This window comes from Brucella anthropi (assembly GCF_046630315.1).
Classification (GTDB): Bacteria; Pseudomonadota; Alphaproteobacteria; order Rhizobiales; family Rhizobiaceae; genus Brucella; species Brucella anthropi_A.
Genome location: NZ_LQBD01000035.1, coordinates 19400 through 45875 on the forward strand (window position 1 = coordinate 19400; position 26476 = coordinate 45875).

Here is a 26476-nt window from a genome sequence, read left to right on the forward strand (position 1 = left end):
GAAAATGGAATAACTGCTATATGCACTGAATCGCACGCATCGATCGGCAGCAATAAGAAAATATTGAGGGAGGACAGGAGTGAAGCGGCTGGACCTGATAACGATTGGCCGATCTTCGGTGGATCTCTACGGCGCACAGATTGGCGGCCTCCTCGAAGATATGGCTTCGTTCAACAAATATGTCGGCGGCTCCCCCACCAATATCGCGACCGGAACGGCGCGGCTGGGTCTCAAATCGGCGCTCATCACCCGTGTCGGCGACGAACATATGGGGCGCTTCCTGCTGCGTGAACTGGAACGCGAAGGTGTCGACACGCGCGGCATCGTAACCGACACTGAACGGCTTACGGCGCTCGTCATTCTCGGCATCCGCGATCAGCAGCATTTTCCGCTCATCTTCTATCGCGAAAATTGCGCCGACATGGCGCTATGTGAAGACGATATCGACCCGGGTTTCATCGCGGAGGCTGGCTGCGTTCTGGCCACCGGTACGCACCTGTCGCATCCGCGCACGGAAGCCGCCGTTTTGAAGGCGCTGCGGCTTGCCCGCAAGAATGGCAGCCGCACGGCGCTCGATATTGATTACCGCCCCAACCTCTGGGGGCTTTCCGGCCATGGCGATGGCGAAAACCGCTTCATCGAAAGTGCGTCCGTCACCGAAAAGCTGCAATCGACACTGCACCTTTTCGATCTGATCGTCGGTACGGAAGAAGAGTTTCACATAGCTGGCGGCTCGACCGACACGCTGGACGCGCTCAAGGCCGTGCGCAAGGTCACGAAGGCGGCGCTGGTCTGCAAGCGCGGGCCGATGGGCGCAGTGGTTTTCGAGGGCGATATTCCGGACGACCTGGACAAAGGGCAGAGCGGACAGGGCTTTCCTATCGAAGTTTTCAACGTGCTGGGCGCGGGCGATGGTTTCATGTCCGGCCTGCTTCGCGGCTGGCTCAAGGGCGAAGACTGGCCGACCAGCCTGAAATTCGCCAATGCCTGCGGCGCTTTCGCGGTGTCGCGTCATGGCTGCACGCCTGCCTATCCAAGCTGGGAGGAACTGCAATTCTTCCTGCGGCGCGGCATTCGCAACAAGGCGCTGCGCAAGGATGCGGAGCTGGAACAGGTGCACTGGTCCACCAACCGCAATGGCAACTGGCCGCATATGCGCGTTTTTGCCTTCGATCATCGCATCCAGCTGGAGGAAATGGCGGCGGAAGCAGGTGTCCCGACGGAAAAGATCAGCGAATTCAAGCAACTCTGCCTTGATGCGGCCCTGAAGGTTGCAGGTGGCGCGGAAGGCTATGGTATCCTGTGCGACGGACGGCTTGGCCGCGACGCCCTTTATCGCGCGGCGGGCACGGGCCTCTGGATCGGACGTCCCACCGAATGGCCGGGTTCGCGTCCGTTGAAGCTTGAACCAGAACTCGGCCCCGATTGCGGTGGCCTTGTGGAATGGCCGGTGGAACATGTGGTGAAGCTCCTGTGCTTCTACCACCCGGACGATCCGGTGGAAGTGCGGACTGGACAGGAAGAGACGGTTCAACGTCTTTTCACAGCCGCGCGGCGTAACCGGCTGGAATTCCTTCTGGAAATCATTCCATCCAAGGCCGGCCCCGTCGATGACATGACGACTGCGCGCGTGATCGAACGCTTCTATGACATCGGCGTTTATCCCGACTGGTGGAAGCTGGAACCACTGAAGACAAAGGCCGCATGGGCCAATGCCTGCGACGCCATAACCCGCAACGACCCGAACACACGCGGCATCGTGGTTTTGGGTCTCGACGCCCCGGCGGAGGAGCTTGAGGAAAGCCTTGGGGTTGCGGCGGGTTTCGATCTTGTGAAAGGTTTTGCCGTGGGCCGCACGATTTTCGGAGAATCCGCGCGCAAATGGCTGGGCGGTGCGATCGATGATGCGGAAGCCGTCGCCGAAATGGCCGCGCGCTACCAAAGTCTTTGCGACATCTGGGACAAGGCGCGCTCATACTGAACACTTTCCGTCGGGAGGGATGGAGGAGACATGAAAACCGTTCGACTGACCGCCGCGCAGGCACTGGTGCGCTATCTGGCCAACCAGATGACCCCGGAGGGTGACACCTTCATCGCGGGCGTCTGGGCCATTTTCGGGCATGGCAATGTGGCGGGGCTTGGCGAGGCGCTCTACGGCGCTCGCGAGCATATGCCGACCTGGCGTGGCCATAACGAGCAGACCATGGCTCATGCGGCCATCGCCTATACCAAGCAGCTTGGCCGCAAGCGCGCCTGCGCCGTCACATCCTCCATCGGCCCCGGCGCAACCAATATGGTAACGGCAGCAGCGCTCGCCCATGTGAACCGCCTGCCCGTGCTGTTCATTCCAGGCGATGTCTTCGCCAATCGCGGTCCCGATCCGGTTCTCCAGCAGATCGAGGATTTCAACGATGGCACCATGACCGTCAACGACTGTTTCCGCCCGGTGAGCCGCTATTTCGACCGCATCACCCGGCCGGAACAACTTCTCACCGCCCTTCCCCGCGCCTTTCGCACCATGACCGACCCCGCTGATTGCGGCCCGGTGACGCTCGCCTTCTGTCAGGATGTGCAGGCGGAAGCCTATGACTGGCCGGAAGAATTCTTCGCGCCGAAGGTCTGGCATTGGCGCAGGCCGCCGCCGGACGAGCACGAACTGGAAACCGCTGCCGCCGCCATCAAAAGCGCGCTGAAACCCGCCATCGTGGCGGGCGGCGGCGTGCATTATTCCGGCGCGCATGAGGCGCTGCGGACCTTTGCCGAAACGCATGGCATTCCCGTCATTGAAACGCAGGCTGGCAAATCCGCACTGCCATGGGATCATCCGCTGAATTTCGGCCCTGTCGGTGTGACCGGCGCTGACAGCGCCAATGCGGTGGCGGCGGAAGCCGATCTCGTGATTGGCGTCGGCACGCGCTTTCAGGATTTCACCACCGGCTCATGGGCCCTGTTCAAACATCCCGGACGCCGACTTCTTTCGCTCAATGTACAGCCTTATGACGGGTCCAAGCATAATTCGCTGCCGCTCGTGGCGGATGCGAAGATCGGGCTTGAAGCGCTTTCCAGGGCCGTCGGCGTCTACAAGCGTCAACCCGTCGATACCAGTCTCAAAACAAAATGGTTTGCGGCAGCGGACCGTTTCACCGCCGCGCCCAGTGACGGCAACGCGCTGCCGACCGACATGCAGGTTATCGGCGCGGTTCAGCGTCAGGCCCGCGAAAATTCTGTCGTCATGTGCGCGGCAGGCACCATGCCGGGCGAGCTGCACCAGCTCTGGAAGGCCGGGCGCCCCATGTCCTATCACATGGAATATGGCTTCTCCTGCATGGGCTATGAGATTGCCGGCGGCCTTGGCATCAAGATGGCCGAACCCGAACGCGACGTGATCGTGATGGTTGGCGACGGCTCCTATATGATGGCCAATTCCGAACTGGCCACCAGCATCATGATGGGGCAGAAAATCACCGTCGTTCTGACCGACAATCGCGGTTTCGGCTGTATCAACCGGCTGCAAATGGCGACCGGCGGCGCAGAATTCAACAATCTGCTCGACCATGCAGCCCATGTGAACCCGTCGCAAATCGATTTTGCCGCGCACGCTGCCGCCATGGGCGCGGACGCAAAGAAAGTCGGCTCCATCCGCGAACTGGAAGACGCACTGGCCGAAGCACGCAACAGCCTCAGCACAACCGTCATTGTCATTGACACTGACCCTTACGCCACGCCGGAAACCGGCGGCTGGTGGTGGGACGTCGCCGTACCGGAAGTCTCGGAACGCGACGAGGTGCGCGCCGCACGCAAAAACTATGAAGCCCAGATCAAAGAAAGAAACTGATCGATGATCCTCTATGGCACCAATCCCATTGCCTGGTCGAACGACGACGACCGGACCCTCGGCGCGCATATCACGCTCGATCAATGCCTCGACGAAGCGGCGAAAATCGGCTTCGACGGGATCGAAAAAGGTCATAAATTCCCGCAGGAAGCTGCCGCTCTTAAAGCAGTGCTGGAACCGCGCGGCCTGCGCTATGTCTCCGGCTGGCATTCGCTCAACCTGCTGGTCAATTCCGTCGAGGAAGAAAAGGCTGCCATGCAGCCAGCACTTGATCTTCTGAAGGCTATGGGCTCGAAGGTTATCATCGTCTGCGAAACGTCAAACGCCATTCACGGCGACAATGACAAGCCGTTGGAAGAGCGCCCTATTCTGGAAGATGCCCGCTGGGAGACGTTCGGCCTCGGCGTAGAAGCGCTCGCCGAATACGCTGCCGCACAGGGCATCACGCTTGTCTATCATCACCACATGGGTACAATCGTCGAAACGGAAGACGAAATCGACCGTCTGATGCGTTTCACCGGGCCGTACACCAGGCTGCTGCTCGATACCGGCCATTGCCTGTTCGGACGAGGCAATCCTGAACGGGTTGCGAAAAAGCACATGGCGCGCGTCGGCCATATCCATGCCAAGAATATCCGCCGGGATATAGCGCATGACGTGCGTGACCAGAGCCTTTCGTTCCTGGAAGGTGTGCGGCGCGGCGTCTTCACCGTGCCGGGCGATACGGAAGGCTCAGTAGATTTCGTGCCCGTGCTGAAAATTGCCGCCGAGCATGGCTATCTGGGCTGGCTCGTTATCGAAGCCGAACAGGACCCTGATGTGCGCAATCCTTTTGAATATCAGTCGCTTGGGCTGAAATCCCTGAAGGCATTCGCGCGTGAGGCAGGACTCGACAAGGGAGTTTAGGACATGGCCGATCTTCTGCGCAAACCGAAGGGTACGAATGGCAAGGTTCACGACATCACGCCAGAAAACGCCGGTTGGGGCTATGTCGGTTTTGGCCTCTACCGCCTGAAGGCCGGTGAAAGTGCTGCGGAAAAAACCGGCGCGACGGAAGTGATCCTCGTTCTGGTGGAAGGCAAGGCGGAGATTTCCGCCTCCGGCGAAACCTTCGGCGAAATGGGCGAACGCATGAGCGTGTTCGAAAAGCTGCCGCCGCACTGCCTTTATGTTCCCGCTGAAAGCGAATGGAGCGCGACGGCCACCACCGATTGCGTGCTGGCCGTCTGCACCGCGCCGGGTAAACCCGGCCGCAAGGCGCAGAAGCTCGGCCCGGAAGGCCTGACGCTCGAACAGCGCGGCAAGGGCGCCAATACCCGTTTCATCCACAATATCGCGATGGAAGGCCGCGATGTTGCCGAAAGCCTTCTGGTGACGGAGGTGTTCACGCCACAAGGCAATTGGTCGTCCTATCCGCCGCACCGGCATGATGAGGACAATTTCCCGGATATGACCTATCTGGAAGAAACCTATTACCACCGGCTCAACCCGGCGCAGGGTTTTGGCTTCCAACGCGTCTTCACTGAAGACGGCAGCCTTGACGAGACAATGGCCGTTGCCGATGGCGACGTGGTTCTGGTGCCCAAAGGCCACCATCCATGCGGCGCGCCCTATGGCTACGAGATGTATTATCTCAACGTCATGGCCGGGCCGTTGCGCAAATGGCGGTTCAAGAATCATCCCGATCATGACTGGATTTTCAAGCGCGATAATCCTTGATTAGTCTCGCCGGGAAAGCCGACTCATGTAAGCTCTCGGCAAGTCCAAAATGGGCTTGCCTGTTTGCTTGGGAGGGGCTGGTGAACGAACGCGTGCGTTTCCAATTATCATCTGCGGTGTTTGTTATTCTGACACGCGGCGAGGAAATCTGCATATTGCAGCGGAAAGGCACCGGCTGGATGGATGGCTCATTCAGCATCCCCGCAGGCGGCCTCGACGCGGGTGAAACGATCCGCGCGGCCGCCGCACGCGAAGCCTACGAGGAGACGGGGGTGCGCATTCTGCCGGAAAAGCTGGTGCCTGTTCACACGCTTCACAGCTTGACGGGCGGCAATACATGGCTTGGCCATTTCTTCCGCGCTGACGAATGGAGCGGCACGCCCACCATATGCGAGCCGGACAAGCACGCGGATCTCCGGTGGTGCAGTCTCGCAGCCCTGCCTGAGAATACCATCCTCTATGTCCGGCAGGCGCTTCTTTGCGCCGCACGCGGCGAGACCTATTCCGAATTCGGCTGGACAAAATAAGCCCCCGAAAACCGGGGCCTTTCTCACAGACCAGCGACTTTCTTCAGGTCGTCCACCGCACCGGGCGCGGCGGCGAAAACCCTGTTGCCCTTGGTGAGATTTTCGCCATCTGTCGGGAATGGATGGATATAGCCACCGGCCTCGCGCACGAGACAGAAGCCCGCCATGCAGTCCCAGGCGTGCATATAGGGTTCGTAGTAGCCGACCAGCCTCCCCGCCGCGACATAGGCGATCATCAGCGCACCGGAACCGTTGCGGATGAAAGTGCCGCCCGCCTCCAGCAGGTTTTCGACAATCTTGGCCACCAGTTGCGGCGTAACGTAATTGTTCGCGCCGATGCCCGTCACCGCGTTGCGAATATTGCGCGACGGATCGAGCGCAAGCTTTCTGCCGTTGAGCGTCGCGCCCTGCTCCTTGGCGGAGGCATAAAGCTCATCGAAGCACGGCGCCTGAATGACGCCCACGACCGGCTCGCCATCTTTCAGCACGGCGATAGAAACACACCAGTTGGGCATGCCGTTGACAAAGGGACTGGTGCCATCGATGGGATCGACCACCCAGGTATAGCCGGACGAACCGGCATTCAGCCCATATTCCTCGCCCAGAAAACCATCCTGCGGAAAGCTTTCCGACACACGGGCGCGGATGAGTTGTTCCACCTCCCGGTCGGCAATCGATACCACGTCCTGCGGATCGCGCTTGGTTTCGATGACCAGTGTTTCACGGCGATTGAAATAGTCGAGCGCCTTGGCACCCGCCTCTCGCGCGATCCTTTCGGCCAGCGCCAGCCGTGTTTCGAGGTCCTGTCGGGAATGGGCTGTCATGATGGCTTCCGCTGTGCTTATTGGTTGATGATGGCAAGGCCGCGTGTCTTGAACTCGATAGAAACATCCGTTTGCGGCGGCAAGGCCTGCTCCACCGCCGGATCGACGATGAAGAGCTTGCCGTGTTCGGTCTCGATTTCATATTCGATGTGATCGCCGAGATAAGCCGAATGCGCAACGCGGCCGGAAAACCCGCCACCCGCCTGCGGCTGCAAGGTGACGGCATTGGGCCGGATGGCAAGCTGCGCCGGTCCGGGCCGTGCATTGCGCGTTGGCACGCGATGGGTAAGGCCAGCAACGCGGATGACGGCCTCGCCACCTTCCGCGCTCATCACCTCGCAGGGCACGACATTGGCTTCCCCCATGAAATCGGCGATGAAGGCGGAAGCCGGAGCCTCGTAAAGATCACGCGGGCTGCCCTTCTGGGCAATTTCGCCCTCCTTCATGACGATGATCGTATCCGAAACGGCAAGCGCTTCGTCCTGATCGTGCGTTACATAGACGGCGGTAAAGCCAAGCCGTTGCTGCAATTCGCGGATTTCCGTGCGCACGCGGCGGCGAAGGCGTGCATCGAGATTGGAAAGCGGCTCATCCAGAAGCAGAACCTGCGGCTCCAGCACGAGTGCACGGGCAACGGCAACGCGCTGCTGCTGCCCGCCGGACAACTCGGCCGGCAGGCGATGCCCCATCCCTCCGAGGCCCACGAGCTTCAGCCCTTCTTCGGCACGCTCGCGCGCCTCATTCTTCTTGAAGCCGGAGGATTCAAGCCCATAGGCGACATTTCCAACCGAGGTCATGTGTGGAAAGAGCGCATAGGACTGGAAGACCATCGACACATCACGTTCATTGGCAGGCAGATTGGTGACATCCTTGCCGCCGATGAGGATGCGGCCCGCAGTCGGGTGTTCCAGACCGGCAAGCAGGCGCAGCGTCGTGGTCTTGCCGCAGCCGGAAGGTCCCAGCAGCGTGACCAGCGTGCCGGGTTCCACCGTCAGCGACAGGCCGGGCAAGGCAGTGAAATTGCCGAATTTCTTGGTGACATTTTCAAAGGTTACGGAGCCGGGACGGATCGCAGTCATGCGGTTTTCTCCTGATGGACGGATTTGACGGGCGCAGCCGCCGCAACGCGGTTTTCGCGCCGCAGCCTGCGTTCACCCACAAGAAGCTGGAAGCCGGTTATGACGATGACCATCACCACGATCAGCATAGAGGAATAGGCAATCGCCACGCCGAATTCACCGTTCTCCACCAGTCCGACAATATAAGCGGTCGCCATATTGTACTGGGCCGAAACAAGGAAGATCACGGCGCTGATGGATGTGATGGCGCGCACGAAGGAATAGACCAGCGCCGCCGTGATAGCAGGACGCAGCAAAGGCAGGATCACCTTGCGGATGGTGCGAAAACTGCCTGCGCGCAGCGTGAGCGAGGCTTCATCGAGGCTTCGGTCGAGCTGGCTCATCGCCGCGATGCCGCCACGCACGCCGACAGGCATATTGCGGAACACGAAACAGGCGATGAGGATCAGCGCCGTGCCGGTCATTTCCAGCGGCGGCAGATTGAAGGCCATGATGTAGCTGACGCCGATAACAGTACCGGGAATGGCAAAGCTCAGCATCAGCGCAAATTCGAACACGTTGCGCCCGACGAAACGCTGCCGCACGATCAGATAGGCCGTAAGCAGGCCAACGGCGGCGGTGAGCGGCGCGGACATGAGCGAGATTTCCATCGTCGTCCAGAACGAGTTCCACGCAACACCGGTCCAGGCCAGCCCGCCATCGGTCCATGAGACAGAGAAGGCGCGCGTATAATGTTCCAGCGTCAGCGTATTATCGAGACCCCACTGGCGCACGAAACCGCCGACAAGAATCATCACATAAACGACCACGGTGAAGAACATCCACGGAATGACAAGCGCATAGACGCCGATCTTCAACCCGCGCGGCAGGCCGGCATGAATGCCGGAATCGCCTTTGCCAGTGACAGTGGCGAAGTTCTTGCCCGAAAGCCAAATCCGCTGGACGAGGAAGGCCGACAGGGTGAAGCAGAGCAGCACAATGGCGAGAACAGCCGCGCGCGATGGGTCGTTCTGCGCGCCGACGACAGCGAAGAAAATCTCGGTCGAGAGAACGCCATGGCTTCCGCCCAGCACCATGGGATTGCCGAAATCGGCCATGCTCTCGATGAAGGCGATCAGAAAGGCATTGGCAAGGCCCGGTGCCATCAATGGCAGCGAAACGCGTTTGAAAGTGCGCCAGCGGTCGGCGCGAAGCGTTTGCGATGCCTCCTCCATCGAGGGAGAGACGCCTTCGACAACCCCGATCAGCACGAGGAAAGAGATGGGCGTGAAGGAGAGAACCTGCGCAATCCAGATGCCGGTAAGGCCATAGAGCCAGCGGCCTGGCTCGACGCCGAAAATGCTCGAAATCTGTTCCGTTACCACGCCCGCGCGCCCGAAGAGAAGCGTCAGCGCAAGGCCCACCACGAAGGGCGGCGTGATGATCGGAAGAATGGTGAGAAGCCGCAGCCCCTTCTTGAAGGGAAAGCCGGTGCGAGTGGCGACGAGGGCAAAAGCGAGGCCCAGAACCGTGGAGCCGGTCGCCGTCATCAGCGCCAGCCAAAGCGTGCGCCATGCCACACCGCAGCGGCCCTCGTCCACCACGCATGCTAGGCTCCAGATGGAGGAATCCTGAATATTACCGATGAACCCGTCCGGGTTGAACGAACCGTCAAAATCCTGCACCGAGCCAACAAACATGCTGAGCACCGGATAGAAGACAAAGACACCGACGAGCGCCACGAGTAACGTGATCGAGGAAACAACGAAAGCGTCGCCCTTCATCACGCCGCGTTCGGCAAGCCCGAAAGAAAAGATCAGGAGAAAGCAGAGGCCGGTCAGGATCGCGCCTGCGCCGAAGGATGGCTGGCCATCGGAAAGCGGCCCGAAAAGCGTTTCGCTGATTGTCCAGTTCCAGCCGGAAAAACCAATTGCCAAGCCTTGCAAAGCCAGAAAAACGAACCCGATCAGGCTTGCGGCGATGAGAACGCCACTGCGCTTTCCGACAGGCAGGACAAAGCGCGCAAAGGCGCAGATCAGCATCAAAAGCGCAATCGCGCCGATCCACGGGCGTCCGAAGACGAAGATTTGCAGGATGCCGGGTGCCTCGGCGCTTTCGCTGAACAGCCCTTCGATCCAGCCAAAATGCAGGAAACCATCTTCGATGCGATACCAGGGCAGCAGGGCGAAGGCGATCAGCGCGATTGCCAGAATGGCATCCAGTCTGCGGTTATGCTGTTTCATGGGTGCGTCCGCTTCCCCTCTCTACCGGGCCGATTTCCGGGAAAAGGATAGCGTGCGCCCGGTCAAGCCGGGCGTTCCGCCATCCGGGACAGCCCGCCACGACACATGTGCGGCGAGCCTTCACAATGGATCGATCAGTTGGCGGCTGCGCCGATTTCCTTGTCCCAGCGCTCCAGCAATTCCTTGCGCTTGGCAGGTTCGCCATAGGTCTTGAAATCGTAATCGATGAGCTTGATATCCTCGAAGCGCGGCGATTCCTTTGGAACCTCGGCAGACTTGTTGGATGGAAGCTGGAAGGATTTGGCGTCCTTCATATGCGACTGCACTTCGGCGGTCAGCGCCCAGTCATACCATTTCTTGGCATTCTCAAGGTTCTTCGCGCCCTTGATGATGGACATGGAGCCGATTTCATAGCCGGTGCCCTCGCATGGCGCGACTGACTTGATCGGGAAACCTTCCGCCGTCATCGCAACCGCATCATGCATGAAGACGATCCCGATGCCCGTTTCGCCGCGGGCCGCCGACTTTACCGGCGCGGAACCGGACTTGGTATATTGCGAGACATTCGCGTTGAGCTTCTTCAGATAATCATAGGCCTTGTCTTCGCCCATGATCTGGACCAGCGTGGCAAGCGCCGTATAGGCCGTGCCGGAGGAGTTCGGATTGGCCATCTGGATTTCGCCCTTATAGGACGGGTCCAGAAGGTCGGCCCAGCACTTCGGTTCCTTCAGGTTCTTCTTGGCGAGAATGTCGGTGTTGTACCCCCAGCCGAGCGCGCCTGCATAAACCCCGACTGTGCGGAAGCCGGAACTTTCGGCCTGTTTCTTGGCCCAGTCATTCAACTGGTCGAGCATCGGCGATTTATATTCAAGCGTCAGCCCTTCGGCGGCAGCCTGCAAATGGGGATCGCCCGTACCCGCCCACCAGATATCGGTCTTCGGATTGCGCGCTTCGGCGCGCACCTTCGCATAGGTTTCACCGGAAGAAAGGCGCACCATATTGACCTTGATCCCGGTGTCTTTCTCGAACATATTCTTCATCTGCTCGCAAATGACGACATCCGCCGAACAGATGAGATTGAGATTGCCTGCGGCCTCGGCCGAGAATGCGAATGACGATACCCCAGCGGCCAGCGCCGCAACCATGAATGCTGAACGCATTGTTTTCCTCCCTTTATGCAGCGCCTCCACGCCGGCGCTTTTGCAAGCGCGTGTATAGTCTTCGCCTTTTAAACCGGGCTGTCAATCACGTTGTAAATTTTATTCCGATTTTGCAGAAAATAATCTAATCATTCTGTTGTCAGCTTTTCTGCACAGCCAGGCAAACCCTGCGTGGCATAAAGAAAAGGCGGCCCGAAAGCCGCCTTCTCTGCCTCACATTTGCGAAGAAATTACCCGATCGCCATCAGGCTGGCATTGCCGCCTGCTGCCGTGGTGTTGATGGAGGTCGAGACTTCCTCAAGCAGCCAGTCGAGGCAATAAGCATCCTGATTGGCTGCAAGTTCTTCCGGCGATGCCGCCTGTGTGAGTACGATTGGCCCCGGCAGCGCGGCGATCTTGGCATTCACCTTCTTGATGCGCGCGCTGTCGCCCTCGATGAGCGCCCCGGCAAAAGGCGCATCGGCCTGCCAGTCGCCCGTCCAGATGGCGCGGGCGGCAACCGTTTCGGGTAAATCCTTCAATACGGCGCGCAGACCACAAGCCTCATCAATAACCGCCGTGTTGCCTGTCGCCAACACCGCCGTCAACTGACGATAGAGGCCGATTTCAGTCTGGGGGACCAGAAGCACGCGCCCGCGCGGATGGAGGGCATAGAGATTGCGCTCGCCGACCGGGCCCGGCAGTTCGAGATCCAAACCCAGCGCAGAAGCGCTACCCGTATCGCGCGCGGCCTGCGCCAGATCGTTCATGCCACGATTGCCGAGCCAGCGGGCAAAATCCTTCAGCGCCGCATCGGTATGGACTGAAGCGTGGCGCGGCGGGATCGGCGCGGTTTCGACCAGACGGCCAAGATAGAGCGGACCGCCCGCCTTCGGGCCGGTGCCGGAAAGGCCACGACCGCCGAATGGCTGCACGCCCACCACGGCGCCGATAATGTTGCGGTTGATATAGATATTGCCGACGCGGATGCGGTCCGCGACATTGGCGATTGTCTCGTCAAGGCGCGTATGCAAACCAAAAGTAAGCCCATAGCCGGTGGAGTTGATATCGTCGATCAGGCGTTCCATGTCGTCGCGCCTGTAGCGGACCACATGCAGGACCGGGCCAAACACTTCGCGCTTGAGATCGCGGAGCGATTCAATCTCGATGATGGTTGGCGCGACGAAAGTGCCGTTCTGCGTTTCCGGGCCAAGGGGAAGCTGTTCCACCTTGCGACCAAGATCGCGCATGGCCTCAATATGCTTCTCAATGATGTTCTTCGCTTCATCGGTGATGACCGGACCGATATCAACCTTCAGCTGGTCCGTTCGACCGATGGAAAGCTCGCGCAAGGCACCCTTGAGCATGGTGAGGATGCGGTCGGCCACATCTTCCTGCAAACAGAGTACGCGCAGCGCCGAGCAGCGCTGGCCGGCACTATCGAAAGCCGAAGCGATGACATCGAACACCACCTGTTCGGCAAGCGCGGAAGAATCCACGATCATGGCATTCTGGCCGCCGGTTTCCGCGATAAGCGGGATCGGTTTGCCGTTCGGCAGCAGGCGCACGGCAAGCTGTGCCTGGATGAGGCGCGCCACCTCGGTCGAGCCGGTGAACATCACGCCGCAGGTTTCAGGCGCGGCAACCAGCGCGGCACCAATGCGGCCATCGCCGGGCAGAAGCTGGAGCGCATCTGCCGGAATGCCTGCCTCGTGCAGAATGCGCACGCCCTCAGCGGCGATCAGCGGGGTTTCCTCGGCGGGCTTCGCCAGAACGGGATTGCCCGCGACAAGTGCAGCCGCGATCTGGCCGGTGAAGATCGCCAGCGGAAAGTTCCACGGGCTGATGCAGACTATGGGGCCGAGCGCCTTGTGACCGACGCCGAGCGTGCGGCGGGTCTGTTCGGCATAATAGCGCAGGAAATCGATAGCTTCGCGCACTTCGGCAATGGCGTTCGGCATGGACTTGCCAGCCTCGCGCATGACGAGGCCCAGCAGAACCGGCATATCACGCTGCATGATATCGGCTGCACGCTCCAGACAGGCGGCGCGCTCGCCGGGCGCAACCGCCGACCAGCTTGCAGTCGCCTTCTGTGCCGTCTTCATCGCCTTCGCCACATCGGCCTCCGCGATTTCCGTGACGGTGCCGACAATATCGTTGCGGTCGCCGGGATTGAGGACCGGACGGCCGACACCCTTCACCTTTGCGCCCGCCACCTGCGGTTCGGCGGTCCATGCGCGGCCTGCGGTTTCCTTCAAGGTCTTGCTCAGTTCCGCAAGCGTCACTTCATTGGAAAGGTCGAAGCCCGCGGAGTTGCGGCGCGCGCCATAGAGATTTTCCGGCAGCGCAATCTGGTCGTGACGTGCGCCGACAACAGCCATCGATCGGACGACTTCCACCGGATCGGCGATCAGCTCATCGACAGAGACGCTTTTGTCGCCAATGCGATTGACGAAGGAGGAGTTCGCACCGTTTTCAAGAAGGCGGCGGACGAGATAAGCGAGCAGCGTTTCATGCGTGCCGACCGGCGCATAGATGCGAGCCGGGCGACCGAGCTTTTCGGGGCCTACGACTTCATCGTAAAGCGGCTCGCCCATGCCGTGCAGGCATTGGAACTCGAACTTACCGGTTTTGAAATCCGGCCCGGCCAGATGATAAATGGTGGCGAGCGTCTGCGCGTTGTGGGTCGCAAATTGCGGAAAGATCACATCCGTCGCGGCGAGAAGCTTGCGCGCGCAAGCAATATAGGAAACGTCGGTGTGCACCTTGCGGGTATAGACCGGGAAATCTTCCAGTCCATCCACCTGCGCGCGCTTGATCTCCGCATCCCAATAGGCCCCCTTCACCAGACGCACCATGACACGGCGGTTGGTGCGGCGGGCCAGATCGATGATGAAATCAAGCACGAAGGGGCAGCGCTTGCCATAAGCCTGCACCACAAAACCGATGCCGTCCCAGCCAGCCAGATCAGGGTCTTCGCAAAGGCTTTGCAACAGATCGAGCGACAGCTCCAGACGGTCGGCTTCCTCGGCGTCGATATTGAGGCCGATATTATAGGACTTGGCGATGGCCGCGAGCGCTTTCACCTTCGGCAGAAGCTCGCCCATGACACGTTCGCTCTGCGCGCGGGTATAACGCGGGTGAAGCGCTGAAAGCTTGATGGAAATACCGGGACCATCATAAATGCCACGCCCCGCGGACGCGCGCCCGATAGCGTGGATCGCGGTTTCATAATCCTTGTAGTAGCGCTCCGCATCGGCGGCGGTTGTCGCGGCCTCGCCCAGCATGTCGTAGGAATAGCGGAAACCGCGCTCTTCCAGCGCCTTGGCGCGCTTCAACGCTTCGTCGATGGTTTCGCCGGTGACGAACTGCTCGCCCATCATGCGCATGGCCATGTCCACGCCGCGACGGATGACCGGCTCGCCGCAGCGGGCGATGAGCCGAGTGAGAGCGGCGGAAAGGCCGCGATCATTGACGGTGTTGGTGAGCTTGCCGGTAACGACCAGGCCCCATGTCGCAGCATTGACGAAAAGCGAACGCCCGCCGCCAATGTGGGATTTCCAGTCGCCATTCGAAATCTTGTCGCGGATCAGCGCATCGCGCGTGGCCATATCGGGAATGCGCAGCAACGCTTCAGCGAGGCACATCAGCGCCACGCCCTCCTGGCTCGACAGCGAATATTCGTGCACCAGACCTTCAACGCCGGTGCCCTTGTGCTTGGCGCGCAGCGCCTCGATCAGCTTGCGGGCGGTTGAGCGTATCTGCTTGCGCATCTCTTCCGGCAAGCTGGCCTGTTCGGCAAGCGCCGAAACGCACTCGGCTTCGGGGCGGCGATAGGCGGCGGTGATCGCCTGACGCAGCACGCTCTGCTCGCGGATCGGCGGCGCAAAATTCTGGAAAACCGGATGGGTGGGAGCGGGTATGGTGTCGGTCATGGTGCAATGCTCGCAAATGAAAACAGCCCAGAGCGTCTGTGCCCAGTTTAGCTCTGCTTTATGTGGGCGCACACTATCATTTGTGCAAATTGCATTCTGCCTTCATTTGCTTCATATGAAGGAATATCGATCTTATTATAGGCTCCAATGAAGGCTTAATGAATGCGAAAGATAGACTCTGTAGACGATCTGGATCAGTTCGACCGGCGCATACTGGAAGTCTTGAGTGAAGATGGGCGCATTCCCGTCACGGAGCTTTCGAAAAAAGTCGGCCTTTCCAAGACACCGTGTCAGGCGAGGCTGAAAAGGCTGGTCGATGAAGGCTATATTGTCGGCTTTCGTGCAGCTATTGACCCGGAAAAGCTCGGCCTCGACCACATCGCCTTTACGACGGTCAAATTATCCGACACGCGCGAAGCGGCACTTGAAGCATTCAATACGGCTGTGCGCAAAATACGCGAAGTCGAGGAGTGCCACATGATCGCCAGCTCCTTCGACTATCTCCTGAAAGTACGCACGCCCAATATCCGGAGGTACCGCGAGGTGCTGGGTGAGAAGATTTCGAGCCTGCCCAATGTGGCAAGCACGTCGACTTTCGTGGTGATGGAATCCGTGAAGGACAACCGCCCGGTCAGGGTCTATCCCGGCGCGCTGTGATCGTTCCTATAACGGTTCGCTCGCAAGGTAGCGATCCAAAAAATATCCTCCATAGCCGCCACGCGGCATCTTCCGTCACATGCCCGCTGCCGGAGACCCAGCGCATTTTGCTGAATGCGGAAATCAAGCTGCGCATGAGCGCATGAAAATGGCGGGTTGCCCCGCCATTTTCATTTCCATTCGTCAGTTCAGGCCGAGCGTGCCGCGCAGCGTGGAAAGATCTTCGGCGAGCGTCGTCACCGGACCCGCAAGCGCCTTGCGATCGGCTTCGGAAAGCTTATCGTAAGATTCGTAGCCGTCGCCCTTCTTGTATTTGGTAAGAATGTCGTCGACCGTCTTGAAGTTGGCTTCCACCTTCTTCACGAGGTCCGGGTTTTCCTTTTCAAGCAATGGCTTGAACAGTTCGACGATCTTCTGCGCGCCATCGACATTGGCCTTGAAATCCCAGAGGTCGGTGTGGCTGTAACGATCTTCCTCGCCCGAAATCTTGGTTGCCGCCACTTCTTCAAGCAGGGCTGCCGCACCGCCGACAACCTTTTCTGGCGGAACGGTGAGGTCTTTCACGCGCTTTTGCAGTTCCAGCACATCCGTATAGAGTTTGTCGGCATAGGGAGCCAGGCCTTCGGTCGTGTTCTGCGCAAACAGGCCATATTCGAGCCGGTGGAAGCCAGTGAAATCTTCCGACTTCTCACCATTTTCATGATCGTCGGCACGGCTGTCGATGGAAGCATCCAGATCGGCAAAAAGCTCGGCAATCGGCTCGATCTTTTCATAAGCGACGCGCGAAGACGGATACAATTCCTTGGCTTTTTCAAGTTCGCCTGCCTTGATCGCGTCGGTGAAAGCCTTTGTGTCCTTCACCAGAATATCGAGGTTCTCCTGCACATAGACCTTGTAGTCAGCGATTGGCTGAACGAGGTCCAGCGGCGAAACTTCAGCCTTGGCGGCACCGAAGCTGAGCGAAAGCGCGACGGCGCAAGCCGATGCAAACAATGGCAGACGATATTTCATGTGTAGCCTCTCCGTGGTGATAATGCCTTTTCACCCACGTGCATTCTGGGGGCCTGTCTCGTCCAGAAGCGCACGCGCGTAATAGTCCTTTTGGTCCTGAACGCCGGGCAGAGCGAAGAAATAGCCCCCGCCGATGGGCTTCAGATATTCTTCCAGAGGCTCACCGTTGAGCCGGTTCTGAACGGTGATGAACCCCTTTTCGAGATCGGCCTGGAACGCGATAAACAGCAATCCCATGTCGAGCTGGCCGGATTTCGTAACACCGTTGGAATAGTTGAACGGGCGGCGCAGGATCAGATGCTGCTCCGCATTCGCATCGCGGGGATTGGCGAGGCGGATATGGGAATCCAGCGGCGTCACCTTGCCGTCTGGGTCCCTGGAATAATCCGGCACATCGGTTTCCGTCTTGCCGTCAAAGGGCGCGCCGCTATCCTTGACGCGTCCGAAAATCGCTTCCTGCTCCTGCAAGGGCGTGCGGTCCCAGCGTTCCACAAAATTGCGGATGATGCGCACGGCCATGTAGCTGCCATTCGCGGCCCAGTCCGGTTCGTCGCTTTCCTTCTGCACCCAGACCACGCGGTCCATCAGCGCCGCGTCGGAGGCATCCGGGTTGGCCGAGCCATCGCGGAAACCAAGGAAATTGCGCGCGCTTTCCTTCGCCTTTGGCGAATGCGGCGGCTGCACCGGCACCGAGCCCTCCTGCTTCCAGCGCACGAACAGAAGGTCCGGCATGTTTTTCATGATGTCGCGCAGCGCGTGGATATTGGTGTCCGGCGTATTGGAGCAGAACTGGATGACCAGATCGCCATGGCAGAAATCCTTCTGCAAGGCGTCGTTCGGAAAGGCCGTCATGCGCTGGAGCTGTCTGGGCTTCAGCGGTTTCAGGCCGAAGCGGTCGTCGAAAAGCGAGGGGCCAACACCGACTGTGATGGTGAGATTGTCTGGCGTCACGACCGGCCCCAGAATGCCGGAATCCGACGGCGGAAATTTCGGATCGAGCTGCGGCGGCTCGCCGCCCTTCATCAGGAAAGCGGTGCGCTCGGTCAGAAGCCTGAACAGGCGTTCAAGCCCGGCACGATCGCTCGCCAGAACGTCGAAGGCAACGACCAGACCGGCAGCAGGGCGCGGCGTGACGATACCGGGCTGATGTTTGCCATAGAAAGGCTGGCTTTCATGAATCTTGTCGCTTTCGGGCGCATTGGTCACGCTTTCGGATGAAAGCGCATGGGCGGGCTGCGGCGTCATCAGCCCTGCGACAGCGCCTGCAACGCCGGTCGCGCCCGCGCCAAGCAGAAGTGCACGGCGGGTCTGCGAAAGGGGTTCGTCCGAAATGGACTTATCGGTTTTCAAAAATTTTCTGGTCATCATTCCCCCCCCAACTGATCGCGGAGTTTTGTAAATTGCGCGGCAAGTGCGGCAGCCCCGTCCTTGATCTTCGCCTTTTCACCGGATGACAGGGCATCATATGCCTTGAAGGAACCGTCTGCGACAGCGCCATCCAGAAGCGCCTTCAATGAAGCCGCATCCTTGTCGATGCCCTCGAAGGCCTTTGGATCAACCTTGGCAACGATGGGGCGCAGCACATCGGCGGTCTTGCCCGAACCGTCCAGAAGTCCGGCAAAAGCCTGCAAATCGGTGTGGGCATAACGGTCGTCACCCGCATCGGCAGCAGTCGCGGCGAAGCGGTTCAGCGCCGAGGCCGTACCGGCCATCATACGATCGGGCGAAATGCGAAGGCTGCGAATACGCTCCTTCAACGTGCCCGCATCCTGCACCAGTTTTGCCGCGACTGGCGCAAGGCCATCGACCGATTTTTGTTCGAAAAGACCGTACTCAATGCGATGCAGACCGCCGAAATCCGGATCCTGCTCACGCTTTTCGAAATAATCGGCCCGCGCATTGATTGCCGTATCGAGATCGGAGAACGATTCCGAAACCGGCGCAATACGCGCATAAGCACTGCGCGCCGGACCGTAGGCAGCCTGGGCCGCTTCCAGATTGCCACCTGCAATCGCGTCTGAAAGGATGGAAGCCGCCTTCTGGAACTCCGCTACCTCGGTGCCGAGATAAATCTGATATTCCGCCAGAGCGCCGATGAAGGCGGTGAGCGGCAGCTTGCCCTTTTCCGCTTCGCTGGCTGCAGTTGGCGTAACGATCAGCTTGCCCCGCGGATTGGACAGTAGGCCGCAGGTGATCTGGTATTCACCGGGCGCAAGCCTGGCGGCAAGCGTCTGCTTGAAGCCGGGAGCGATGTTCTCGCGCTCCTCCAGCACCATCACGCCATCCAGAATTTCCCATTCCACGGTCCGATCGGATTGATTGACGATCTCGAAAACCGCGCGCCCCGCCGGGACAGTCAGTTCGTTCGGCTCACAGCTTTTACCGTTGATTGCGACCTGTATCTTGTTGCCGGCTTCCGCGTGGCGTGCCTTGTCCGAAACGCGCGAGGCATAATAGAAAGCCGCACCTGCCCCGACGAGCAACAGCACGGCGAAGAACAGCCCGATGCGGACCAGATTGTGCGAAAAGGGTTCTGCGGATTTTTGGCTCGTCATGAAAAATCTCTTTTTTTACTGCGCACTTTGCTTGATCCGGCTGTTTTGCGGCGTTGCCGCAGGCATCAGGAACAGAATGAGCGCAGGCACGAGGAAGCCGACATAGGCCACAACCTCGCTGACAGTCGGCGTGGCGATATAACCGAAGATACCGGCAAGCACCGAACCGAGCGTGCTGTCGAGTGGAAGAATGTCGCTCGTATCGAAAACGACTGCCTGGAAGTGGTTCCACAAGCCCGCTTCATGCAGCGCCATGACCGAATTGGCCAGAATGCCCGCCGCGATGACGAGAATGAAAACGCCGGTCCAGCGGAAGAAGCGGCGCAGGTTGAGTTTCAAACCACCCTTGTAGATGCCATAGCCGACCGCAGCTGCGAGCAGGACACCCAAAAGCGCGCCGAGCGGCGCGGCCGCTCCCTCGCTCTGCTGGAATGCGGCAAGCAGGAAAAAGACCGATTCCAGCCCCTCGCGTGCAACCGCGAAGAAGACCATCAGAATGAGGCCAAAACCTTTATGCGTCGGCGTCTGAAAGGCCGCATCGATAGAGTGGTGCAGTTCCGCCTTGATGGAACGGGCCGCCTTGCGCATCCAGAACACCATGGATGTCAGAACAAAGACCGCAATCAGGCCGATAATGGCTTCGAACAGTTCCTGCGCCTTCTGCGGAAATTCCGCGCTCAAAAGTTGCAGGATGGCACCAACCGCCAGCGACATGGCCAGCGCCAGCAATATGCCGATCCAGACGACGGGCATCCAGGCGCTGCGGCCGGTCTGATGAAGATAGCTGGCGATGATTCCGACGATCAGCGCGGCTTCCACGCCTTCGCGAAACATGATTAGAAATGGTACAAGCATTCCAACATCCAACAGACCGGAAAATCGGCCTGGCTCCAGTCATTTCTCTTCAACGCCGACGCGAAGCCTTCGTCATTTGCTCACCTTTTATATCTGCACAGCCACCGCTGCAAGACAAATGAACTTGACATTGATTGGAATGTTTTAGAATTGTTCTAATGATTTCATATGTTTAGATCGCAACCGCCCGGTACCGGCGGCAAACCACCGGTCCACAGAATTCAATTATGCGCCTTATCTATTGGAAATAACTTGGGATTTTTCTGGTCGCCCACGTCCCGGAACGGAGCGAAACAATCGCGTTTCTGACGCGGATTTCACACAGAATTGTGCGAAATTTCAATATTTTCCGAAATGGTCAAAAATTTTGCAGTTTAGGGGTTGAAGATTGGGGCCAGCTGATCCATATCACGGTCACTTACCGCTGTGCCTCCTCCCATTGCGCGCGGTAAGTGTTCCCCTCTGGAGGTTTGCCCGATGTGGCACCTTCATAACTAAGCCGGACTTCCCAGTCCGGCTCTTTTTTTGTCCGGATTTCTGGTTTTAGTTCTTTTCGCTGAAAAGCGTTACGCATCATAAGCTGCTGTTTAAAAAACGAATGGCATGTCTTTCGTAATAAGTTACGTCATCGTCGAATAATTAACTGAATTGCAGTTAACGAAAAAGCGCCGCGTTTCCGCGGCGCTTCCATTCACTTCAACGGCCCCTTGTGTCAGCCATAGGCCGCGACGGGCGGGCAGGAGCAGATGAGGTTCCTGTCGCCGCCGACATTGTCGACGCGGCTGACCGGCGGCCAATATTTCGCGGTCGGATCGAAATCACCGCCGGGGAATACCGCTTCCTCACGAGAGTAAGGATGCGTCCATTCCGTTGCCAGCGTATCGCCTGCCGTATGCGGTGCATTGGCAAGCGGATTGTCGTCCGCAGGCCAGACGCCATCGGCAACCTTCCTCGCCTCGCCCGCAATGGCAATCATTGCATCGCAAAGACGATCGATTTCCGACTTCGGCTCGGATTCGGTCGGCTCGATCATCAGCGTTCCGGCAACCGGCCATGACATGGTCGGCGCATGGAAGCCATAGTCGATCAGGCGCTTGGCCACGTCTTCAACGGTAATGCCTGCCTTGTCCTTGAGCACGCGGGTATCCACGATGCACTCATGCGCCACGCGATCATGCGCGCCGGTATAAAGGATCGGGTAAACATCTTTCAGGCGATGCGCAATGTAGTTGGCATTGAGGATTGCAGCTTCCGTCGCCTTCTTCAGGCCGGCTCCGCCCATCATGCGGATATACATCCACGTGATGACCAAAATGGATGCGCTGCCAAACGGTGCGGCCGAAACCGCGTGCTTGGAGCCGATATCCACATGACCCGGCAGGTAAGGCACCAGATGCTTGGCAACGCCAATCGGTCCAACACCCGGACCACCGCCGCCATGCGGGATGCAGAAGGTCTTGTGCAGGTTCATGTGGCAGACGTCGGCGCCAATATCGCAAGGACGGGCAAGGCCGACCAGCGCATTGAGGTTCGCACCGTCGAAATAGACCTGACCGCCATTTTCATGCACGATCTCGCAGAAAGCCTTGATGCCTTCCTCGAACACGCCATAAGTGGACGGATAGGTAATCATGAAGGCGGCGAGATTATCGCGATGCTTTTCCGCCTTGGCCTTGAGGTCGTCAATATCGATATCGCCATCCGGACGGCAATTAACGACGACGACGCTCATGCCCGCCATGGAGGCGCTGGCCGGATTGGTGCCATGCGCCGAGGACGGGATCAGGCAGATATTGCGATGACCTTCGCCACGCGCCTGATGATAGTGACGAATGGCCAGAAGGCCGGCATATTCACCCTGGCTACCGGCATTCGGCTGCAATGAAACGCCCGCAAAGCCGGTCACTTCGCAAAGCCAGTCTTCGACATCGGACGTCATCTTCGCATAACCCTGCACCTGTTCCGCAGGCGCGAAAGGATGCAGATTGGCGACAGTGTTCCAGCTCACCGGCATCATTTCTGCCGCCGCATTGAGCTTCATCGTGCAGGAACCGAGCGGGATCATCGCGCGGTCGAGCGCCAGATCCTTGTCGGCCAGACGACGCAGGAAGCGCATCATCTCCGTTTCGGAACGGTGCGAATGGAACACTTCCTGCGTGAGAAAGCCTTCACCACGTCCCTTGCCCGGAACGAGAACCGTGTCGCCCGCGCCTGCCTTCGCACCGAAGAGCGATGCCAGCGCCGCCAGATCGTCCTCGGTCGAGGTTTCGTCGAAGGTGACGCCGAGCGTGCCCGCATCGATGACGCGAAGCAGGCGGCCATCCTTGTCGGCTTCGGCAGCGATTGCCGCAGCCTTGCCCGGCACCTTGGCGGTTACGGTGTCAAACAGGCTTTCACCGGCGATTTCAACACCCGCCGCCTTGAGCGCGGCAGCGAAACGGGCGGCCAAAGCGGCCACGCGCGTTGCAATCGTCTGCAAGCCGGACGGACCATGCCAGATCGCGAAGGCTGCGGCCATATTGGCCAGAAGCGCCTGCGCGGTGCAGATATTGGAGGTCGCCTTGTCGCGGCGGATGTGCTGCTCACGGGTCTGGAGCGCCAGACGATAGGCCGGACGGCCATGCGCATCGACCGACTGGCCGACGATGCGGCCCGGAATGATGCGGGTAAGCGGCTCGGACACTGCGAGATAAGCAGCATGCGGACCGCCAAAGCCCATCGGCACGCCATAGCGCTGCATGGAACCGACGGCCATGTCCGCGCCCCACTTGGCAGGTGCTTCCATGATGGTGAGCGCCAGCGGATCGGCAACGGCAATGACCAGCGCCCCCTTGGCCTTGGCATCGGCGATGACCTTGGCGAAATCGCCATAGACGCCGCATGTATCCGGCCACGGAACCACGATTGCGGCGGTGTTGTCGTCAACAACGCTGCCGGTGGCGATCTCCCAGCCGAGCGGTTCGGCGCGGGTATTCACCACGTCGACCGTCTGCGGATGCAATTCGCCCGCAAGCAGGATGCGGCTGCGCTTGTCGCGGTGATGGCGGCAGGCAACGCCGATGGCTTCGGCAACGGCAGTCGCTTCATCGAGCAGCGAGGCGCAGGCAACCGGCAGACCGGTCAGTTCCGCAACCAGCGTCTGGAAATGGAACAGAAGCTCAAGACGGCCCTGGCTGATTTCCGACTGGTAGGGCGTGTAAGCCGTGTACCAGGCCGGGTTTTCAAACAGGTTGCGCTGGATGACCGGCGGCGTGTGAACGCCGTGATAGCCCGCGCCGATGAAGCTCTTCTTCACCACGTTGCGGCCCATGATTGCGCCAAGCTCCGCAAGCGCATCCGCTTCGCTGAGCGGAGCAGGCAGGTCCAGCGCGCGGTTCAGGCGAATGGAAGCCGGAACAGCCTGCGTGATGAGGGTTTCCATGGAAGGAAGGCCGAGCGCCGCCAGCATGGCGCGCTCGTCTTCATGTCTCGGCCCGATATGGCGGGCCACAAAGGGAAGAAGCTCAGTCATTCGATCACCCGATCAGCTTTTCATAACCGGCCTTGTCGAGCAGGCCCGTGAGCTGGCCTTCATCGGCAAGCTTCAGCTTGAACAGCCAGCCTTCGCCTTCGGCAGCCTGATTGATAAGGGAAGGATCGCTTGCGACGGCGTCGTTGACTTCCACCACTTCGCCATCGACCGGCGCATAGACATCGGAAGCGGCCTTGACCGACTCCACGACCACCACGCCATCGCCCTTGGAAACGGTGCGGCCCACTTCCGGCAGTTCGACGAAAACGAGGTCGCCCAGTTGTTCCTGTGCGTGGATCGTGATGCCGACAGTGGCGACGCCGTTATCGACGTTGATCCACTCGTGATCTTCGGTGAACAGGATATTGGCCATGGAAATCATCCTTTGCGATAGCGATGCGGTGTGAAGGGAAGTGCGTGGACGTCAACGGGAACCTTGTTGCCGCGAACATCTGCAAAAACACGGGTGCCGGGGGCGGCGAGGCTTGCCTCGACATAGCCCATGGCGACCGGGAAACCGGCGGAAGGACCAAAGCCGCCCGAGGTGACGGTGCCGATCTGGCGGCCGCTTTCGTCGAAAAGGTCGGCACCGGCGCGTACCGGCTGGCGGCCTTCCGGCTTGAGGCCGACGCGCTTGGCGCTGGCGCCCCTGGCAATGGCGTCGAGAACGGCTTTCGCGCCGTTGAAGGCGGCCTTTTCGCGCACGGCCTTGGTGATCGCCCAGGTGAGGCCCGCCGAAACCGGATCGGTTTCCGGCGTGATGTCCTGGCCGTGCAGGCAGAGGCCCGCTTCAAGGCGCAAGGAATCGCGGGCAGCAAGGCCGATCCATTCGACACGCTCGTCGGCAAGAAGCTTTTCGGCCAGCGTACGGGCTTCATCGGCAGGCAGGCCGATCTCGAAACCGTCTTCGCCTGTATAGCCCGAGCGGGTCATGAACCAGCCCTGCTTCGGCTCAAAACCGCTCATGAAGGCAAGATCGGCGCCCGGCAGACCGGCTGCGGTGATGACGGCTTCGGCTTCCGGTCCCTGCAACGCAAGGAAAACACGGTCGAGCGGATCGACCTTTACGTCCTTGCCCGACGCGGCTTCGTTGAGGTGCTCGATATCGGCATCGGCGTTGCCTGCATTGGCGACGACCATGAAGCGATCTTCGCCAAGGCGCGTGACGATGAGATCGTCCAGCACGCCGCCCTTATCATTGAGGAAGAACGTATATTTCGACTGGCCCGTCTTCAGGATCGTCGGATCGAGCGGGCAGGTCTCGGCCAGGAGTGCTGCGGCATCCGCGCCGGAAACTTCCACCAGCTTCATGTGGGAAATATCGAAGAGGCCCGCATGGTCGCGCGTATGAAGATGTTCCTTCATCACGCCCAGGGGATAGGTGATTGGCATGTTCCAGCCGGCAAAGCCGCCGAAGCGCGCGCCAGCCTTTTCATGCAGGTCCTGCAAAGGCAGGGTATTCAGATGTGCGGTATCGCCCATAACAACTCCAGAGTCGCACGTGTGCCTCCGCAAAATGCGGTTGCTTCGTGCCCCTCTGTCTCAGGCCTGAGAGACTCGCATGGCTATATAAAGCCACACTTACACCTTCGGCGCGGGGTTTCCCCCGACTTTCCAGAGTTGTCTTACCCGTCTGCGGTTCCTTGTACCTGAGAGATTTCGGGCGATTTCCCCTTCGGCGGCCTTGACGGCTCTCTCCCGCAGACAGACAGTGCAAGAACACCATACGATATGACGTCCCGGCACCCGACGGAACTCCCTTAACCCAATCCGGCTCACAAGTCATGTGGAATTGTTGTCTTTAACCGACGATTTCCCGGACTTTTGCGACAAGATTGAAAGCGGATGGGAGGTTCAGATTCATACCTGATCATATATGCATATTGCGGCGCGGGCGAGACCACGCAATTCCCCCCGCATAGCCCCTATATGCATATGTATTCGCCATTTTTTGTGGAGATGTTTTTCGGCAAGCAAATTTTTAAAGAAGTTTTAACCAGTCAGCCGCCCAAGCAACTAAATTGCGGCGATTTCCCCACTTGGACAGATGATTGTGATTTTACGATGACGGACTGGCGCAAAAGCCGTGCAATCGACAAGCTTTAACGCATTGCAGCTATGCAAATCTGTCTCTCCAATTCGAAATGCTTCGAGCCTATATGCTGTTTGCAACAAAGAGATAAGATTTTGACTTGGTGAGAGAAATGAACCTGATCCGCTCGTACAACAATTGGCGCCGTTACCGCAACACCGTAAACGAACTGAGCCGCCTGAGCCCACGTGAACTGAACGACCTCGGCATCCTGCCTTCGGAAATCCCGTTCGTCGCACGCAAGGCCGCTGCTCGCTAATAGCGCTGCCCCCTAAGACCCTAAAGAAGGCCCTCCAGCCTTCTTTCAGGATCGCGACCCCATCAACCGCGCGATCCTACAGTTTCCAGAATATCGCCGTGGGGTTTTCTCCTCCTCCCGTTCCCTCGGCGATCAAAGACCGGATATCCTCCTCCCAATCCGGTCTTTCCCATAAAACACCCGTCGCCCTCCTCCCGCGACAGGTGTTTTGTTTTTAGGCCATGCAAACCCGCCGCACGCGCCCCTTGAAAGCGCC

The 26476-nt window shown here is 59.3% G+C and carries 20 protein-coding genes and 1 riboswitch; of the genes, 8 read left to right on the plus strand and 12 right to left on the minus strand.

From position 1 onward, the window contains the following. Positions 1 to 79 precede the first annotated feature (79 nt). The 5 genes from AVM02_RS14905 (at position 80) to AVM02_RS14925 (ending at position 6081) form a co-directional block, all read left to right on the plus strand. On the plus strand, positions 80 to 1981 hold the full coding sequence (locus AVM02_RS14905) for a bifunctional 5-dehydro-2-deoxygluconokinase/5-dehydro-2-deoxyphosphogluconate aldolase (protein WP_411507707.1): 1902 nt from the start codon (positions 80 to 82) through the stop codon (positions 1979 to 1981). A gap of 30 nt (positions 1982 to 2011) precedes the next feature. Next, positions 2012 to 3835: a 3D-(3,5/4)-trihydroxycyclohexane-1,2-dione acylhydrolase (decyclizing) gene (iolD, locus tag AVM02_RS14910; RefSeq protein ID WP_411507708.1), complete on the plus strand. Its 1824-nt coding sequence runs from the start codon at positions 2012 to 2014 to the stop codon at positions 3833 to 3835. Positions 3836 to 3838: 3 nt separating this feature from the next. Further along, positions 3839 to 4741, plus strand: coding sequence for a myo-inosose-2 dehydratase (iolE, locus tag AVM02_RS14915; RefSeq protein WP_411507709.1), 903 nt, complete (start codon positions 3839 to 3841; stop codon positions 4739 to 4741). A 3-nt stretch (positions 4742 to 4744) separates the two neighbouring features. Beyond that, complete coding sequence (gene iolB / locus AVM02_RS14920; protein ID WP_411507710.1) at positions 4745 to 5554, plus strand: 5-deoxy-glucuronate isomerase; 810 nt, start codon at positions 4745 to 4747, stop codon at positions 5552 to 5554. An 80-nt stretch (positions 5555 to 5634) separates the two neighbouring features. After that, complete coding sequence (locus AVM02_RS14925; protein ID WP_411507711.1) at positions 5635 to 6081, plus strand: NUDIX hydrolase; 447 nt, start codon at positions 5635 to 5637, stop codon at positions 6079 to 6081. 23 nt (positions 6082 to 6104) lie between these two features. Here AVM02_RS14925 and AVM02_RS14930 read toward each other — a convergent pair whose 3' ends face one another. From AVM02_RS14930 to putA, 5 genes are all read right to left on the minus strand, one after another. Then, entirely contained in the window at positions 6105 to 6905 is an 801-nt protein-coding gene (locus AVM02_RS14930) for an inositol monophosphatase family protein (protein WP_411507712.1), read from the minus strand. Between the two features lie 17 nt (positions 6906 to 6922). Continuing rightward, a complete protein-coding gene (locus AVM02_RS14935; RefSeq protein ID WP_411507713.1) occupies positions 6923 to 7984 on the minus strand; it encodes an ABC transporter ATP-binding protein in 1062 nt (353 codons plus the stop codon). Beyond that, the gene (locus tag AVM02_RS14940; protein WP_411507714.1) at positions 7981 to 10206 is read right to left on the minus strand and encodes an ABC transporter permease; all 2226 of its coding nucleotides are present in this window, start codon (positions 10204 to 10206) and stop codon (positions 7981 to 7983) included. The genes AVM02_RS14935 and AVM02_RS14940 overlap by 4 nt, the downstream gene beginning before the upstream one ends. 134 nt (positions 10207 to 10340) lie before the next feature. Further along, positions 10341 to 11366 (minus strand): ABC transporter substrate-binding protein, encoded by a 1026-nt coding sequence (locus AVM02_RS14945; RefSeq protein WP_411507715.1) that lies wholly within the window; start codon positions 11364 to 11366, stop codon positions 10341 to 10343. 230 nt (positions 11367 to 11596) lie between these two features. Continuing rightward, the gene (putA, locus tag AVM02_RS14950) at positions 11597 to 15280 is read right to left on the minus strand and encodes a trifunctional transcriptional regulator/proline dehydrogenase/L-glutamate gamma-semialdehyde dehydrogenase (RefSeq protein WP_411507716.1); all 3684 of its coding nucleotides are present in this window, start codon (positions 15278 to 15280) and stop codon (positions 11597 to 11599) included. 162 nt (positions 15281 to 15442) lie between these two features. Here putA and AVM02_RS14955 point away from each other — a divergent pair, with 162 nt between their 5' ends. Further along, on the plus strand, positions 15443 to 15937 hold the full coding sequence (locus AVM02_RS14955; protein ID WP_010659033.1) for an Lrp/AsnC family transcriptional regulator: 495 nt from the start codon (positions 15443 to 15445) through the stop codon (positions 15935 to 15937). Positions 15938 to 16120: 183 nt separating this feature from the next. On the opposite strand, the gene efeO (AVM02_RS14960) is transcribed toward AVM02_RS14955, so the two are convergent. From efeO (AVM02_RS14960) to gcvT, 7 genes are all read right to left on the minus strand, one after another. Next, positions 16121 to 16948: an iron uptake system protein EfeO gene (efeO, locus tag AVM02_RS14960; protein WP_411507717.1), complete on the minus strand. Its 828-nt coding sequence runs from the start codon at positions 16946 to 16948 to the stop codon at positions 16121 to 16123. 30 nt (positions 16949 to 16978) lie between these two features. Beyond that, positions 16979 to 18313 carry an iron uptake transporter deferrochelatase/peroxidase subunit gene (efeB, locus tag AVM02_RS14965; RefSeq protein ID WP_411507882.1) on the minus strand — a complete coding sequence of 445 codons (1335 nt, stop codon included), beginning with the start codon at positions 18311 to 18313 and terminating at the stop codon, positions 16979 to 16981. Beyond that, complete coding sequence (gene efeO / locus AVM02_RS14970; protein WP_411507718.1) at positions 18313 to 19503, minus strand: iron uptake system protein EfeO; 1191 nt, start codon at positions 19501 to 19503, stop codon at positions 18313 to 18315. Before efeO (AVM02_RS14970) ends, efeB begins: the two co-directional genes overlap by 1 nt. Positions 19504 to 19518: 15 nt before the next feature. Beyond that, entirely contained in the window at positions 19519 to 20358 is an 840-nt protein-coding gene (gene efeU / locus AVM02_RS14975) for an iron uptake transporter permease EfeU (RefSeq protein WP_411507719.1), read from the minus strand. Between the two features lie 712 nt (positions 20359 to 21070). Then, the gene (gene gcvP, locus AVM02_RS14980) at positions 21071 to 23869 is read right to left on the minus strand and encodes an aminomethyl-transferring glycine dehydrogenase (protein ID WP_411507720.1); all 2799 of its coding nucleotides are present in this window, start codon (positions 23867 to 23869) and stop codon (positions 21071 to 21073) included. A 4-nt stretch (positions 23870 to 23873) separates the two neighbouring features. After that, on the minus strand, positions 23874 to 24242 hold the full coding sequence (gene gcvH, locus AVM02_RS14985; protein WP_411507721.1) for a glycine cleavage system protein GcvH: 369 nt from the start codon (positions 24240 to 24242) through the stop codon (positions 23874 to 23876). Between the two features lie 5 nt (positions 24243 to 24247). Then, positions 24248 to 25351: a glycine cleavage system aminomethyltransferase GcvT gene (gcvT, locus tag AVM02_RS14990; protein ID WP_411507722.1), complete on the minus strand. Its 1104-nt coding sequence runs from the start codon at positions 25349 to 25351 to the stop codon at positions 24248 to 24250. 144 nt (positions 25352 to 25495) lie between these two features. Further along, positions 25496 to 25580, minus strand: a riboswitch (glycine riboswitch). Positions 25581 to 25714: 134 nt separating this feature from the next. Between gcvT and AVM02_RS14995 the strand changes: the two genes are divergently transcribed. Together AVM02_RS14995 and AVM02_RS15000 are read left to right on the plus strand one after the other, a co-directional pair. Next, positions 25715 to 25975: a hypothetical protein gene (locus AVM02_RS14995; protein ID WP_411507723.1), complete on the plus strand. Its 261-nt coding sequence runs from the start codon at positions 25715 to 25717 to the stop codon at positions 25973 to 25975. Positions 25976 to 26073: 98 nt separating this feature from the next. Next, positions 26074 to 26220 carry a DUF1127 domain-containing protein gene (locus AVM02_RS15000; protein ID WP_002965914.1) on the plus strand — a complete coding sequence of 49 codons (147 nt, stop codon included), beginning with the start codon at positions 26074 to 26076 and terminating at the stop codon, positions 26218 to 26220. The last annotated feature ends 256 nt before the right edge of the window (positions 26221 to 26476 follow it).

Bases quoted from the DNA above. Each gene is read 5' to 3' on its own strand.
- iolD (WP_411507708.1), top strand. From the start codon at position 2,012: ATGAAAACCGTTCGACTGACCGCCGCGCAGGCACTGGTGCGCTATCTG.
- iolE (WP_411507709.1), top strand. From the start codon at position 3,839: ATGATCCTCTATGGCACCAATCCCATTGCCTGGTCGAACGACGACGAC.
- iolB (WP_411507710.1), top strand. From the start codon at position 4,745: ATGGCCGATCTTCTGCGCAAACCGAAGGGTACGAATGGCAAGGTTCAC.
- AVM02_RS14930 (WP_411507712.1), bottom strand. From the start codon at position 6,905: ATGACAGCCCATTCCCGACAGGACCTCGAAACACGGCTGGCGCTGGCC.
- AVM02_RS14935 (WP_411507713.1), bottom strand. From the start codon at position 7,984: ATGACTGCGATCCGTCCCGGCTCCGTAACCTTTGAAAATGTCACCAAG.
- AVM02_RS14940 (WP_411507714.1), bottom strand. From the start codon at position 10,206: ATGAAACAGCATAACCGCAGACTGGATGCCATTCTGGCAATCGCGCTG.
- AVM02_RS14945 (WP_411507715.1), bottom strand. From the start codon at position 11,366: ATGCGTTCAGCATTCATGGTTGCGGCGCTGGCCGCTGGGGTATCGTCA.
- putA (WP_411507716.1), bottom strand. From the start codon at position 15,280: ATGACCGACACCATACCCGCTCCCACCCATCCGGTTTTCCAGAATTTT.
- AVM02_RS14955 (WP_010659033.1), top strand. From the start codon at position 15,443: ATGCGAAAGATAGACTCTGTAGACGATCTGGATCAGTTCGACCGGCGC.
- efeO (WP_411507717.1), bottom strand. From the start codon at position 16,948: ATGAAATATCGTCTGCCATTGTTTGCATCGGCTTGCGCCGTCGCGCTT.
- efeB (WP_411507882.1), bottom strand. From the start codon at position 18,313: ATGACCAGAAAATTTTTGAAAACCGATAAGTCCATTTCGGACGAACCC.
- efeO (WP_411507718.1), bottom strand. From the start codon at position 19,503: ATGACGAGCCAAAAATCCGCAGAACCCTTTTCGCACAATCTGGTCCGC.
- efeU (WP_411507719.1), bottom strand. From the start codon at position 20,358: ATGCTTGTACCATTTCTAATCATGTTTCGCGAAGGCGTGGAAGCCGCG.
- gcvP (WP_411507720.1), bottom strand. From the start codon at position 23,869: ATGACTGAGCTTCTTCCCTTTGTGGCCCGCCATATCGGGCCGAGACAT.
- gcvH (WP_411507721.1), bottom strand. From the start codon at position 24,242: ATGGCCAATATCCTGTTCACCGAAGATCACGAGTGGATCAACGTCGAT.
- gcvT (WP_411507722.1), bottom strand. From the start codon at position 25,351: ATGGGCGATACCGCACATCTGAATACCCTGCCTTTGCAGGACCTGCAT.
- AVM02_RS14995 (WP_411507723.1), top strand. From the start codon at position 25,715: ATGGGAGGTTCAGATTCATACCTGATCATATATGCATATTGCGGCGCG.
- AVM02_RS15000 (WP_002965914.1), top strand. From the start codon at position 26,074: ATGAACCTGATCCGCTCGTACAACAATTGGCGCCGTTACCGCAACACC.